This window comes from Weissella soli (assembly GCF_001761545.1).
Lineage (GTDB): Bacteria > Bacillota > Bacilli > Lactobacillales > Lactobacillaceae > Weissella > Weissella soli.
On record NZ_CP017326.1, the window covers coordinates 271,655 to 286,318 of the forward strand.

General features: G+C 45.2%; 12 protein-coding genes, 1 tRNA gene and 2 rRNA genes. 14 read left to right on the plus strand and 1 reads right to left on the minus strand.

The window, feature by feature from the left end; genetic code table 11:
• The first annotated feature begins 62 nt into the window (after positions 1–62).
• The 3 genes from WSWS_RS01300 (at position 63) to rrf (ending at position 3,475) form a co-directional block, all read left to right on the plus strand.
• Positions 63–135: transfer RNA gene (locus tag WSWS_RS01300), tRNA-Ala, on the plus strand.
• 213 nt (positions 136–348) lie between these two features.
• Positions 349–3,265 (plus strand): 23S ribosomal RNA (locus tag WSWS_RS01305).
• Between the two features lie 93 nt (positions 3,266–3,358).
• A 5S ribosomal RNA gene (rrf, locus tag WSWS_RS01310) occupies positions 3,359–3,475 on the plus strand.
• Between the two features lie 114 nt (positions 3,476–3,589).
• Here the strand turns inward: rrf and WSWS_RS01315 are convergent.
• Complete coding sequence (locus WSWS_RS01315; protein ID WP_070229568.1) at positions 3,590–4,021, minus strand: hypothetical protein; 432 nt, start codon at positions 4,019–4,021, stop codon at positions 3,590–3,592.
• Between the two features lie 103 nt (positions 4,022–4,124).
• Between WSWS_RS01315 and WSWS_RS01320 the strand changes: the two genes are divergently transcribed.
• The 11 genes from WSWS_RS01320 to WSWS_RS01370 all read left to right on the plus strand — a co-directional run bounded on the left by WSWS_RS01320 (position 4,125) and on the right by WSWS_RS01370 (position 14,612).
• On the plus strand, positions 4,125–5,384 hold the full coding sequence (locus tag WSWS_RS01320) for a DEAD/DEAH box helicase (RefSeq protein WP_070229569.1): 1,260 nt from the start codon (positions 4,125–4,127) through the stop codon (positions 5,382–5,384).
• A 256-nt stretch (positions 5,385–5,640) separates the two neighbouring features.
• On the plus strand, positions 5,641–6,060 hold the full coding sequence (locus tag WSWS_RS08150; RefSeq protein WP_164699408.1) for a ComF family protein: 420 nt from the start codon (positions 5,641–5,643) through the stop codon (positions 6,058–6,060).
• Positions 6,061–6,238: 178 nt separating this feature from the next.
• Positions 6,239–6,796: a ribosome hibernation-promoting factor, HPF/YfiA family gene (gene hpf, locus WSWS_RS01330; RefSeq protein ID WP_070229571.1), complete on the plus strand. Its 558-nt coding sequence runs from the start codon at positions 6,239–6,241 to the stop codon at positions 6,794–6,796.
• Between the two features lie 108 nt (positions 6,797–6,904).
• Positions 6,905–7,348, plus strand: coding sequence for a hypothetical protein (locus WSWS_RS01335; RefSeq protein ID WP_070229572.1), 444 nt, complete (start codon positions 6,905–6,907; stop codon positions 7,346–7,348).
• 3 nt (positions 7,349–7,351) lie between these two features.
• Entirely contained in the window at positions 7,352–9,547 is a 2,196-nt protein-coding gene (locus WSWS_RS01340; RefSeq protein ID WP_070229573.1) for a Tex family protein, read from the plus strand.
• Between the two features lie 206 nt (positions 9,548–9,753).
• Positions 9,754–10,293: a hypothetical protein gene (locus WSWS_RS01345; protein WP_070229574.1), complete on the plus strand. Its 540-nt coding sequence runs from the start codon at positions 9,754–9,756 to the stop codon at positions 10,291–10,293.
• Between the two features lie 47 nt (positions 10,294–10,340).
• The gene (locus tag WSWS_RS01350; protein ID WP_070229575.1) at positions 10,341–10,637 is read left to right on the plus strand and encodes a hypothetical protein; all 297 of its coding nucleotides are present in this window, start codon (positions 10,341–10,343) and stop codon (positions 10,635–10,637) included.
• Between the two features lie 158 nt (positions 10,638–10,795).
• Positions 10,796–11,899: an ABC transporter ATP-binding protein gene (locus tag WSWS_RS01355; protein ID WP_070229576.1), complete on the plus strand. Its 1,104-nt coding sequence runs from the start codon at positions 10,796–10,798 to the stop codon at positions 11,897–11,899.
• Positions 11,883–12,698, plus strand: a complete 816-nt coding sequence (locus WSWS_RS01360; RefSeq protein ID WP_371859420.1) for an ABC transporter permease — start codon at positions 11,883–11,885, stop codon at positions 12,696–12,698. Before WSWS_RS01355 ends, WSWS_RS01360 begins: the two co-directional genes overlap by 17 nt.
• 1 nt (position 12,699) lies before the next feature.
• Positions 12,700–13,524, plus strand: coding sequence for an ABC transporter permease (locus tag WSWS_RS01365; protein ID WP_070229578.1), 825 nt, complete (start codon positions 12,700–12,702; stop codon positions 13,522–13,524).
• On the plus strand, positions 13,521–14,612 hold the full coding sequence (locus WSWS_RS01370) for an ABC transporter substrate-binding protein (RefSeq protein ID WP_070229579.1): 1,092 nt from the start codon (positions 13,521–13,523) through the stop codon (positions 14,610–14,612). Before WSWS_RS01365 ends, WSWS_RS01370 begins: the two co-directional genes overlap by 4 nt.
• Positions 14,613–14,664 lie beyond the last annotated feature (52 nt).

A 14,664-nucleotide genomic window follows, 5' to 3' on the forward strand; every position in this document is an offset into this window, starting at 1 on the left:
CTACACAGCGTTGAAACGTTATTCAGTTTTGAGTGTCTTACACTCACAATATATTATCCCATGGGGAATTAGCTCAGCTGGGAGAGCACCTGCTTTGCAAGCAGGGGGTCATCGGTTCGATCCCGATATTCTCCATTGGCCCACGTGAGTGGACCACTTATTAGTTCTTTGAAAACTGAATCATATTAATGTAAATTTTTAAATTTCAATTTAAATTAAATTGAACCGAGAAATACACCGCGTTATTTTTTTTGAGTTTTAAAACAAGTTCATTACTTTAATTAGTAATAATCGCAAGTGACCTTTATGGTCACATACTCGAACTTGAATCATCAGCGTAAGCTGATAGGTTAAGTTATTAAGGGCGCATGGTGGATGCCTTGGCACTAGGAGCCGATGAAGGACGGGACTAACACCGATATGCCTCGGGGAGCTGTAAGTAAGCTTTGATCCGGGGATTTCCGAATGGGGGAACCCAACTTGTTATGCAAGTTATCAGCAGTTGAATACATAGGCTGTTTGAAGGTAGACGTTGTGAACTGAAACATCTCATTAGCAACAGGAGTAGAAAGAAAAATCGATTCCCTGAGTAGCGGCGAGCGAAACGGGAAGAGCCCAAACCAAGATGCTTGCATCTTGGGGTTGTAGGACTGTCGTTGTGGAGTTACAAAATGGTTTGTTAGTTGAAGTGGTTGGGAAGCCACGCGAAACAGGGTGATAGCCCCGTAAACGAAAGCAAGCCATCTCCCGTACAGGATCCTGAGTACGGCCGGACACGTGAAATCCGGTCGGAATCTGGGAGGACCATCTCCCAAGGCTAAATACTACCTAGTGACCGATAGTGAACCAGTACCGTGAGGGAAAGGTGAAAAGCACCCCGGAAGGGGAGTGAAAAAGTTCCTGAAACCATGTGCCTACAAGAAGTTAGAGCCCGTTAATGGGTGATAGCGTGCCTTTTGTAGAATGAACCGGCGAGTTACGATCCCATGCGAGGTTAAGGTGGAAAGACCGGAGCCGAAGCGAAAGCGAGTCTGAAATAGGCGAGATAGTATGTGGTTGTAGACCCGAAACCAGGTGACCTACCCATGTCCAGGGTGAAGGTGTGGTAAGACGCACTGGAGGCCCGAACCTGTGCATGTTGAAAAATGCTAGGATGAGGTGTGGGTAGCGGTGAAATTCCAATCGAACTTGGAGATAGCTGGTTCTCTCCGAAATAGCTTTAGGGCTAGCCTCGGAATGTAGCGTCTTGGAGGTAGAGCACTGTTTTGGTGCGGGGCCCATCTCGGGTTACCAAATTAAGATAAACTCCGAATGCCAATGACGTATGTCCGGGAGTCAGACAGTGAGTGATAAGATCCATTGTCGAAAGGGGAACAGCCCAGACCGCCAGTTAAGGTCCCTAAATGTGTGTTAAGTGGAAAAGGATGTGGAGTTGCACAGACAACTAGGATGTTGGCTCAGAAGCAGCCATCATTTAAAGAGTGCGTAATAGCTCACTAGTCGAGTGATTCTGCGCCGAAAATGTACCGGGGCTAAACACACTACCGAAACTGCGGGTGCCACGTAAGTGGCGCGATAGGAGAGCGTTGTAAGGGCGATGAAGTCAGACCGTGAGGACTGGTGGAGCGCTTACAAGTGAGAATGCCGGTATGAGTAGCGAAAGACAGGTGAGAATCCTGTCCACCGTATGACTAAGGTTTCCTGGGGAAGGCTCGTCCTCCCAGGGTTAGTCGGGACCTAAGGCGAGGCCGAGAGGCGTAGTCGATGGATAACAGGTTGAGATTCCTGTACCAGGTGAATATGTTTGAACGATGGAGGGACGCAGAAGGCTAACAGAACCCAGCAGCTGGAAAAGCTGGGCTAAATCACAAGTCTTGGAAGTAGTTAAATGCTTATTCCTCATAGGACAAGTGATGATGGGGACCGAAATAAAGTAGGGAAGTCTGTGATGTCACGCTGCCAAGAAAAGCTTCTAGTTAGTATTTACCTGCCCGTACCGCAAACCGACACAGGTAGTCGAGGAGAGCATCCTAAGGTGTGCGAGTGAACTCTCGTTAAGGAACTCGGCAAAATGACCCCGTAACTTCGGGAGAAGGGGTGCTCAGCGCAAGCTGAGCCGCAGTGAATAGGCCCAGGCGACTGTTTATCAAAAACACAGGTTTCTGCAAAATCGTAAGATGACGTATAGGGGCTGACGCCTGCCCGGTGCTGGAAGGTTAAAAGGAGTGCTTAGCTTCGGCGAAGGTACGAATTGAAGCCCCAGTAAACGGCGGCCGTAACTATAACGGTCCTAAGGTAGCGAAATTCCTTGTCGGGTAAGTTCCGACCCGCACGAAAGGCGTAACGATCTGGGCACTGTCTCAACGAGAGACTCGGTGAAATTTAAATACCCGTGAAGATGCGGGTTACCCGCGACAGGACGGAAAGACCCCATGGAGCTTTACTGTAGCTTGATATTGAGTGCTTGTGCAGCTTGTACAGGATAGGTAGGAGCCGTAGAAGTCGGAACGCTAGTTTCGATGGAGGCAATGGTGGGATACTACCCTCGTTGTATGATCACTCTAACTCACACCACTAAGCGTGGTGGAAGACAGTGTCTGGCAGGCAGTTTGACTGGGGCGGTCGCCTCCTAAAAAGTAACGGAGGCGCTCAAAGGTTCGCTCAGAATGGTTGGAAATCATTCGCAGAGTGTAAAGGCACAAGCGAGCTTGACTGTGAGACTTACCAGTCGAGCAGGTACGAAAGTAGGACTTAGTGATCCGGTGGTTCCGCATGGAAGGGCCATCGCTCAACGGACAAAAGCTACCCTGGGGATAACAGGCTCATCTCCCCCAAGAGTCCACATCGACGGGGAGGTTTGGCACCTCGATGTCGGCTCATCGCATCCTGGGGCTGTAGTCGGTCCCAAGGGTTGGGCTGTTCGCCCATTAAAGCGGTACGCGAGCTGGGTTCAGAACGTCGTGAGACAGTTCGGTCCCTATCCGTCGCGGGCGTAGGAAATTTGAGAGGAGCTGCCCTTAGTACGAGAGGACCGGGGTGGACGTACCTCTGGTGTATCAGTTGTTCCGCCAGGAGCATCGCTGAGTAGCTATGTACGGATGAGATAAACGCTGAAAGCATCTAAGTGTGAAACTCGCCTCGAGATGAGATTTCCCATTCAGAAATGAAGTAAGACCCCTTATAGATGATGAGGTAGATAGGCTAGAAGTGGAAGTGCTGCGAAGCATGGAGCGGACTAGTACTAATGGTTCGAGGACTTAACCAAGTAGTAACAGATAACGTGGTTTCAAAGTTCAATGTAATTTACAGAGATATGATTCAGTTTTGAGAGAACTAAACTCTCACTAATTAAATACCGTGTCGTGATGATGGCACTGAGGTCACACCTGTTCCCATACCGAACACAGCAGTTAAGCTCAGTAGCGCCGAAAGTAGTTGGAGGATCGCTTCCTGCGAGGATAGGACGTCGCGATGCACAGTTAACAGGCAACCAGTGATGGTTGTCTGTTTTTTTGCGTCCATCAAATAAAACAAGGTGCTAAATCATTAGCACCTTGTTTTATTAATGTTTATGATACAGGATGGTCAGTTACACCTTTGAGCCGATCACGTGTTGTTGATTCACCGTAAACACAGCTGTGTCGGGGGCATCATTAATAGCAATCTTTAGGATAATACCAGACTGCGCCGATTGCGCAACCACACCGTAGTATGTTCTCCCATGCAAGTGGAGGCTGATGAGCTCACCGGGATTGAAAGCGCCATAAATACGGTAATAGTATGAAGTATTGGTTTCTGAATATTCACCAGCCATGGTGACGGTTGAAAAGGCGGCTTTATTATTTTTTTTGTTTGAGGTTGTTTCTGTTGGGGTTGCACTAGTGATACTTGCAGCATTAACTGGTGTAAGACCAACGGCTGTGAAGATGCTCAAAGCCGTCGTTGTGGTGATAATACCCTTGAGCAGGTTATCCATCACATTTTTTACAAGCGAGTTTTTTAAATCAATCATTTCTTTCATAAGGCTTCCCTCCTGAGTATAGATTATCAACTGGAACTTGAATGAAGTTTAATTTGGACAAAACAGGCAAGCTTGCTTCCCTATTATGATAGGAGGCTTTTTTATGCAACTTGAAGAATATTATGGCCGCTTAGTGGTCGATAATGCGCAGGATCAGCATCCCAGCCAAGCACAACAATTTAAAGCAATCACAGAAAATGTCTGTTTTAGATGTGGTACAAAAATTTTGGATCATTGGCAAACCCGGCAACATGAACGCTATTGTTGGGCATGTGCCAAGTTAGGGCGTCTCAGTGAACATCATCGCTTATATACGATAGCCGAACCGCATATGTTTAGTTCAGGTAAGCCGGTCATGCGATGGACCGGGAAGCTATCACCAGTGCAAGCACAGATTAGTCACGAACTGATTAAGTCATATGAGCTTGGCCAGAGTCACCTTGTTTATGCAGTCACCGGAGCTGGCAAGACCGAAATGCTGTATCCATTACTTGAATATGTCATGCAGCACAAACACCGAGTAGCCTATGTAGCACCGCGAATTGACGTTGTGATCGAAATTTCGCAACGGATTAGGCATGACTTCATGATTGATTCGGTCTTGCTTTACGGCGATTCGCCAGAAGAGTATCACTATACGCAGCTGACTTTTGCGACGACGCATCAATTACTAAATTTTTATCAGGCATTTGATTTGATCATCGTTGATGAAGTGGATGCCTTTCCCTATGCTGGGAATACCTTATTAAAAAATGCCGTGGCACAAGCCCGTTTACCGACGGGGCGCATCGTTTATCTATCGGCAACCCCAATGCAACAGATGCTGCGCGCGTGTCGTAAGGGGCAACTGGGACTGAGCATGATGCCACTCCGTTATCACGGGCACCCCTTACCAGAGCTCACACTGTTAATTGCCGAAAACTGGCGGCAACGGTGGCCTTACCGCCTAAAAAAATTATTACAGCAGTATGCGGTTACCAAGCAGCGGTTTTTGATTTTTGTCCCTGAAATCGCCGATATTCCCTATGTATTAAATTGGGTGGTCCGTTATGTGGCAGCGGAAGCAGTCTTTGCAGCAGATGAGCAACGCGTATCAAAAGTACAAGCGATGCGTGAGCACCAAATTCAGGGCTTGGTGACGACGACCATCTTAGAGCGCGGGGTGACATTTCCTAATCTTGATGTGGTGATCCTGGGTGCCGATGAAGCATCTTATTCTGAAGCCGCCTTGATTCAGATGGCAGGTCGTTGTGGTCGTAGTAAGGATTTTCCAACTGGCTTGGTGTTATGCGTGGTCACCGAAAAAACGCATAAAGTACATCGGGCCGCGAAGGAAATTCGTCGTTTAAATCGGATGAGGTGACGCCATGCAATGTGAGTATTGTCAGCAGCATATCTCTCAACAACTTGAACTAAGTCAACTGTTGTGGCTAAAGCCGGTCACGCCGCCACAAATTTGTGAGACGTGTCATAGTAAGTTTACACGGATAAACTCAGCACATATCTGTGCGGGGTGTGGGCGTAGTGGTGATTACCCACGTTTATGTAGTGACTGTCAGGCATGGCAACAACACCGGGCCTTATTACATAACCGTGCCATCTATCATTATGATGAGATGATGCGCTGGTACTTTGAGCAATACAAATTTAACGGTGGGTATCATTTACACACCATTTTTGCAGCGGAACTGAGCCAAACATTGGCCAATAAATGTCTTGTTCCCATTCCAGTAACCAAGCACACAATGGCCACGCGGGGGTTTAATCAAACCCTGGGGCTTTTGGATGATAATTTATGGATTGTTGAAGCTTTGCGCTGTAAATTCTACGATAAGGTCGCACAATCAAAGAAGAACCGGGTGACACGTTTGCAAACGCAACAACCATTTGCAGTGACTGGTGAAGTTCAAGCGATTCTTGATCAGCCTGTGATCTTGGTCGATGATGTCTATACAACGGGTCGTACCTTGTATCACGCCGCGGATTGTCTGCATGCAGCCGGCGTGAAAAACATATCGTCAATGACACTTGCAAGATAGCTAAAGTATTAACTAACAATGAAATCGGTTTCAATTAGAAAAGTTTAATGTTACAATAGAGTTACCAAGAAGGGGTGGGATGAAAATCGCATCAACTTCAAGGAAGGATGAATGGCATTAGGGGTAACTCAAATTTGATTATGCGATTTAGACTTTAGATAGAATGGAGATTTAGCTTATGCTAGAATTTATCGTACGTGGTGAAAACTTGGAAATTACTGAGGCCATGCGTGAATACGTTGAAAAGCGTCTGGTACGTTTGGAGCACTATCTAAATGACGATAACAGGTACGATGCACATGTTAATGTCAAGTCATACAAAGATGGTTCACATAAGATTGAAGTAACAATTCAATTGCCATATCTATTACTGCGAGCTGAAGATACTGAAAAGGATCTCTACCAAGCCGTGGATTTCGTATCAGAAAAATTGGAACGTCAAATTCGTAAGCACAAGACAAAGGTCAACCGGAAGTCACGTGAAAAGGGCTTCAAGGGTATCGAACAACTCGACTTTACTGCTGAAGTAGAAGCCGAGGAAGATGAAGCACCAGCTATCGAGATTGTCCGGACGAAGCACCTATCATTGAAGCCAATGGATGCTGAAGAAGCCGTCCTCCAAATGGATTTATTGGGTCATGATTTCTTTGTCTTTGAAGAAGCCGAAACTGGTAATCCATCCGTTGTTTACAAGCGTAAAGATGGTAAGTACGCAGTCATTGACGCAGAAGCATAATCTCAAAATAAAATTGAACAATTACAAATAACGAGTCGATTAGGCTATAATTGATAGAGGAGTGTGGGGATTTCACACTCCTCTATTTATTTCTAGGAGAATATTAAAATGGTTAAGAAACAATTTGCGAATCCGCGTGATTACGCACTCAAGTTATCAGAATTAATTCAAGGTACTGAAGAAGCTGGTGAAAACGTCGCACCTTTCTTCGAAAAGTTGCGCGATGCCATTGATGCAGATAAGGTCGCTGAATTGCCAAAGGCTGAATTTGAAGAAATTGCCGCTGAGTTTGACGATGTCGTTGAGTTTTATCAAGCGACGGCTGCCAAAATTACCGCCATGAAGGCACCCGTACGGTTAATTGGGACCCATGCAAGCTTAGCTAAAACATTTACAGCCTACGCTGCCGCCACTGATATGATGGCGAAGTCATTGGATGTCGCTAATCAATCAATCAATATGGCAGATTTTGAACAATCAGAAAATGATCAAGACACGCTCATGGCAGAATTCTTGAAGCATGTTCGCCGTGCAATGAGTTTGGCGGTTTAAAACATGACAGAAGCAACACTACCAGAAATCGATATTGTTGCGGCAGTCGCCAAGGAATTGACATTACCGCTTAATAAAGTGCGGGCCACAGCTGAACTATTGGCCGATGGTAATACGGTACCCTTTATTTCACGTTATCGTAAAGAAGTCACTGGTAATTTGGATGAAGTCCAAATCCGTGACATTCAAGTAACGACCAAACGGTTAGATGATCTGCAGGCCCGTAAGCAATCCGTTGCCAAGGCAATTCGTGAACAAAATGCTTGGACAGCGACCATTGCTAAAAATTTGGCGACGGCCGCCAGTTTGCAAGCCGTTGAAGATATTTATCTGCCGTACAAGCAAAAGCGCCGTACCAAGGCGACCATCGCCAAAGAAGCTGGCTTGATGGGGATGGCTCAAATCGTCCAAACATTTCCAGCAACGAGTTTAGCCGAAAGTGCAGAAGCTTTCATTAATCCAGCCAAGGGTATCAACACCCTTGAGGACGTCTTAAGTGGGGTCCACGAAATTTTTGCCGAAGTGATTGGTGAAAATGCTGGGTTGCGCGAGTGGGTTCGTAAATATACATTAGATAACGGCTTATTGGAATCAAAGCAAAAGCGGGGCGCCGAAGATAAGGATCAACCGCGCGTTTATCAGCTGTACTACGATTTTGCACAACAAATTAAGCGGGTGCGCAATCACCAAGTGTTAGCGCTGAATCGTGGTGAAAAAGAAAATGTCTTGTCGGTGAATGTCCGGGTTGATGTGGCTGCGATTGAACGTTATTTGAAGTTTCGGTTGGTCGGTTCAAGAACCGGTGCAGCCGCTGATGTCCTGACGGCAGCGGCTAACGATGCCTATAAACGATTCATCGCACCAGCCATCGAACGTGAGATTCGTAAGTCATTGACCGATGTGGCTGCAACAGATGCCATTAAGGTGTTTGGCAAGAATTTGTACCACTTACTGATGGGGGCACCCTTACGCGGTCGCGTGGTGCTTGGATTTGATCCAGGTATTCGGACTGGCTCGAAGTTGGCGGTCGTTGATGAAAATGGGCGTTTTCTTGAAAAAGCGGTGATTTACCCGCATAAAGCGGCGAAGTACGATCCCCAGGGTGCCAAAAAAGTTATTATCGGCCTCGTTAAGAAATATGGTGTTTCATTGGTGGCAATCGGTAACGGGACGGCCTCACGTGAATCACAAACCTTCATTGCTGACATCATCAAGACGGACTTACCAGCTTTGCAGTATGTGGTGGTTAATGAATCTGGGGCTTCAGTTTATTCGGCCTCAGATGTGGCGCGAGCGGAATTCCCGGATTTGCATGTTGAAGAACGGTCTGCCATTTCCATTGCACGTCGTTTGCAAGATCCAATGGCTGAATTGATTAAAATCGATCCCCAAGCTGTTGGGGTGGGGCAATATCAACACGATTTGCCAACGAAAGAATTAGACGCTGAATTAAATGCGGTGCTAGAAACAGCCGTTAACCAAGTTGGGGTGAACCTCAATACGGCGTCACCACAATTATTGGAGCATATCGCTGGCTTAACCAAGACGACTGCGGCCAATATTGTGACCTATCGTGATGAAAATGGCCCATTCACAACCCGAACAGAATTAAAGAAAGTTCCTAAGCTTGGACCGAAAGCCTTTGAGCAAGCAGCCGGCTTCCTCCGTATTCCGGATGGCAAAAATGTTTTGGACAATACAGACATTCACCCCGAGTCATATGGCCTGGCGTCGACGTTGTTAAAGGAGACCGGTAGCCAGCCGGGTCCAAGCAGCGCTAATGTTTTGCAAGCATTGGCCAATCCGGCTGAAGCTGAACGGTTGCAAGTCGGGTTGCCGACATTAACTGATGTCATTGAATCACTGACCCACCTCGGTCGTGATTTACGTGATGGCACAGAAGGGGCGATCTTACGAACAGATGTCCTATCGGTGAAGGATCTCAAGCCTGGGATGCAATTACAGGGTACGGTGCGCAATGTGGTCGATTTTGGTGCGTTTGTCGACATTGGTGTCCATGAAGATGGGTTAGTGCATATCAAGAATATGGTCAAAACTGATCGCAAAACGCGGCATATTGAAACCGTGAATCCATATAACTACGTGGCAGTCGGTGATATTGTCACAGTATGGGTCAAGGAAGTTGACGTACAGCGTGCACGCATTGGCTTGTCAATGGTTCCGATCGTTGCAGATTAGAGTAGCTAGCAGCCTGAGTGGTAACACGCAGCAACTGATGGGTGAGCAGGTCAGGCTGCTATAAAGGTATTTACAAATACCTGAAAGTATTCTATGATTAACTCGTAAACTAATAAAGCATTCGAATGAGCCTTTCGCTTCAAGTCGACTAGTTGAAATTCTAGTTATTGAATCGGGGGGCTCTTTTTACTTTTAGGAGAAACCGGGTGAAACATATCTATCAAAAATTGGCGCTGATCTTAGCGACGGTGGTCTTACTATTTGGCGGTAGCATCAGTTCAGCCGCTGCCTTGAGCTATCGGAGTTACGGTGGCCGTTCGGCGTATCATTACACGCCAAAAACGACCACCAATAGTACTAACCGTGGGGTCACCAATGGGTACAAAACCAACTCTTCAAAATATAGTACCAAGACAAAAAATTCAACAGCAACCAAGCGTGGTGTCACGAGTGGTTATAAGACCGTTTCACAAAAAACAATCAAGCGACAAGTGAACACCGCGCAGGGTGTCAAAGCGAGTCAGATCAGTAAGAAGACGGCGACCCAACGCAATTACCACTATTACAATGGGTCATACTATTCTAATTCATTTTATCGGGCGCACTATTATGGGGGTGCTTTCTATCCGTTTGGTGGCATGTGGATGGGCGCTTTCTACCCATACATGGGCTTTGGTAATTTGATGACAACCGTCTGGCACATCGCTTGGTGGACGTGGTTTTGGTCTTGGATTTGGCATTTCTAATTGATTCAATTAGAATATTTTGTAACATACAAAGTGGGGACATAAATATGATTGGCACCGTTATTATTGCTGTGATTGCCAGCTTGGCAATCGGAATTTGGATTGGCCGCATCCAACATCGCGAGGTTGAGACAGCTTTTGAGCCCACCGCGACTGACCATGAACAAGAAATTCGGGTCGCTACTCATGAATTCAAATACGATAGTACCCAAGATGCACCGATCAATATCTTAGAGACGCTCCAAGATATCATTGAGAATGAAGGTCAAATCAGTAAGTTGAATTTTGAGCAAGATGGGCAAACGATTCAAATCAATGTTGAGACTGAAGAATTATCTGTTTAAATGAAATTAAAACGCAACCGTAAACAGTCTGTTGCGTTTTTTTGTTTTTTTATACCGATAGTTTGCGTATAATGAATAATTAGAGTCATCGAAAATCATGATCCGATGACAGAGGATGGCATTCGTGGCATTCTTAAAAGAAAGGTAGGACTCGATAATTGGCACAACCCATTATTGAATTTAAGCAGGTGGCGAAGCACTATGATGATAACATCGTGCTTAAGTCTGTTGATTTGGAGATCGAAGCAGGTAAATTTTATACATTGCTTGGACCTTCTGGTTCTGGAAAGACCACCATTTTGCGTTTAATCGCTGGTTTCTTGGATGCAACTTCAGGTGATATTTTGTTTGAAGGTAAGCGGATCAATGACGTACCAGCAGAACAACGTCAAGTGAACACAGTCTTCCAAAATTATGCACTATTCCCAAACATGAACGTGTTTGAAAATGTGGCGTTTGGTATGCGCCTCAAGGGTAAATCAAATTCTGAAATCAAAACCAAGGTTTCAGAAATGCTTGAATTAGTAAAGTTGGCTGGTTACGAAAACCGTGAAATCAGTGAACTGTCTGGTGGTCAACAACAACGTGTGGCCATTGCCCGCGCTTTGGCCAATGAACCTAAAGTGCTGCTCCTCGATGAACCATTGTCAGCCTTGGATTACAAGTTACGTAAGGAAATGCAATATGAATTACGTGATATTCAGCAACGGCTAGGCATCACGTTCATCTTTGTCACCCATGACCAAGAAGAAGCATTGGCGATGTCTGATTGGATTTTTGTCACCAATGATGGTGAGATCGTGCAAAATGGGTCACCCGTGGACATTTACGATGAACCAATTAACCGTTTTGTCGCTGACTTTATTGGTGAATCAAATATTTTACCCGGCATCATGGTTGAAGACTTTTTGGTGCGTTTTAATGGTAAAGAGTTTGAAAATATTGACGGTGGTATGAAGCCCAACGAACAAGTTGAGGTTGTTTTGCGACCAGAAGATTTAGATTTGGTACCGGCAGCCGAGGGCAAGATTATCGTCACCATTGACGATTTATCATTCCGGGGCGATTATTATGAAATTACCGCTTTTGACGATGATCAAAACGAATGGCAAATTCAAGCGACTAATCCGGTGGAAATTGGGGCACGCCTTGGTGTAACCTTCGACCCAGAAGACATTCATATCATGCGGCTCAACGAATCGGAAGAAGCCTTTGACGCACGTTTGGAAAAGTATGAAGGGGAGAATGATGACGAAAGCTAATCGAACAGTTAGTTACATGGTGCCGTACATCTTGTGGCTAGGTTTGTTCGTGGTGTTACCCGTGGTGCTCTTGCTGTATCAATCCGTTCAAGATTTGAATCACAACTTCACCTTGGATAACTACGTTGAATTCTTTAGCTCTGGCACCTACCTCCGCATGACATTTAACTCGGTGTTCTATGCATTTTTGGTTACATTGGTGACGTTAATTATTAGCTACCCGATGGCTTATTTTTTGAGTAAGTTGAAGAACCGCCAATTTTGGTTGTTGTTGGTGATCTTACCAACTTGGGTCAATCTTTTGTTAAAAGCCTATGCCTTTATTGGGCTATTTTCAAAAACCGGTACAGTCAATGACTTTACGACCTTTTTGGGTCTCGGTCAGCACCAGTTATTGTTTACAGATACCAGTTTTATGATTGTCGCCGCCTACATTCAAATCCCGTTTATGATTATGCCAATTTTTAATAGTTTGATTGAACTTGATCCAAGCTTGACGAATGCCGCGCGTGATTTGGGGGCAACGGCTTTTCAAACTTTGACCAAGGTCATCATTCCTTTGACCATGAGTGGGGTCAAGGCCGGCGTGCAAGCCGTCTTTATTCCAACCCTATCCTTGTTCATGATTACTCGTTTGATTGGTGGTAATCGTGTGATTACATTGGGTACGGCGATTGAAGAACATTTCTTGGTTACGCAAAACTGGGGGATGGGCTCAACCATTGGAGTCGTTTTGATCATCGCGATGGCAGCAACCATGTTTGTTACGCGTGATCGCAAGCATAAGGGAGGACGTTAAGATGACACAATCTAAGTCGAAGCTTGGGACTGTGTACCTCGTGATTGTTTTTATCCTGATGTACTTACCGATCTTCTACCTCATTTTATTTGCCTTTAATAAGGGCGATTATATGTCTCAATTTACTGGTTTTTCATTGCAACACTTCCGGGACATGTTTAGTGATGCCCGGCTCATGAGTATCTTGGTGAATACGTTCATCATCGCCTTGCTGTCCTCGTTGATTGCAACGTTGATTGGGACGTTTGGTGCCCTGGGTATTTACGGGGTCCGGTCTGTCGGCATGCGCAATATGATTTTATCGCTCAACAACGTCTTGATGGTGTCACCCGATGTGATTATCGGTGCTTCTTTCTTGATCCTGTTCACGATGGCCGGTCTTAGTTTAGGCTTTGGGTCTGTTCTGTTGAGTCACATTGCCTTTTCAATTCCAATTGTTGTGTTGATGGTGTTGCCACGCCTGAAGGAAATGAATCCAGCCTTGATTGATGCTGCCCGTGATTTAGGGGCTAGTACAGGCCAAGTGCTAAGTAAAGTCGTCTTGCCATTTGCCTGGCCCGGTATTTTAGCTGGTTTCTTCATGGCGATCACGTATTCTTTGGATGATTTTGCAGTCACCTTTTTCGTGACTGGTAATGGTTTTTCAACCTTATCAGTGGAGATTTACTCGCGGGCGCGGCAAGGGATTGATTTATCAATTAACGCCTTGTCAGCTTTGATGTTCTTGGTTTCATTAATCTTAGTGGTCATTTATTACTTTATTACCAATCGTGGTAATGCGACGCATGCTCGTAAAAATGTGACTAGAATGGTGGTGCCACGATGAAACGATTAGTGTGGTTAACAGGAATTATTCTGGCAACTGTTGCGTTGCTTTTTGGGGTTAACGTGATTCTAAATAAAGCCCAAGAACCAGCCAAGGCCAGCAAAGCGGGTAATTCAACTTTGACAATCTATAACTGGGGTGATTATATCGATCCAAGTTTGATTCAGAAGTTTGAAAAGCAGACTGGGTATCGCGTCAATTATGAAACATTTGATTCGAACGAGGCGATGATCACTAAGATCAAGCAAGGTGGCACCAACTATGATTTGACAGTGCCGTCAGATTATATGATTGCTAAGATGAAAGAAGAGCATTTGTTGGTCCCTTTGGATAAGTCGAAACTGACCAACTACAAGTACTATGACAAGCGTTTCTTGAATCAATCATTTGATAAAGGTAATAAGTACTCACTGCCTTACTTCTGGGGGACGCTCGGAATTGTCTATAATGACAAGTACGTGAAAGCCTCTGAAGTGCAAACTTGGAATGATCTATGGGATGCCAAATGGAAAAACTCAATCATGTTATTAGATTCATCACGTGACATGATGGGGATGGCGTTGGCATCAAATGATGATTCAGTCAATGCCACTGATACAGCCACGCTGGCAGCGGCTAAAGGTAAATTGGACGCATTAATGCCTAACGTGAAGGCCATTGTGGCGGATGAAATCAAGATGTACATGGTGCAAGATGAGGCAAAAATTGCGGTTGATTACTCTGGTGAAGCAGCCACGATGATTGATGAAGATTCACATTTGCATTATGTTGTGCCTAAAGGCAATGGTAATATCTGGTTTGATAATATTGTGATGCCAAAGACGGTCAAGAATAAGAAGGCTGCGTATGCCTTTTTGAATTTCATTTCTGAGCCTAAGAATGCTGCGCAAAATGCGGAGTATGTTGGGTATGCAACGCCCAACAAGGCGGCCTTTGCGTTACTGCCAAAGGCATTGCGCAATGACAAGCAATGGTATCCAAGTAATCAACAAGTTTCAAAGTTGACAGTTTATCAGAATCTCAGTCCGACATTGACGCAAACGTACAATGATCTGTTCTTAGAGTTCAAGATGTCGACAAAGCATTAACCTTTAAGTAAAACAAAGTGGTCAGGACATCATGATGTGCTGACCACTTTTT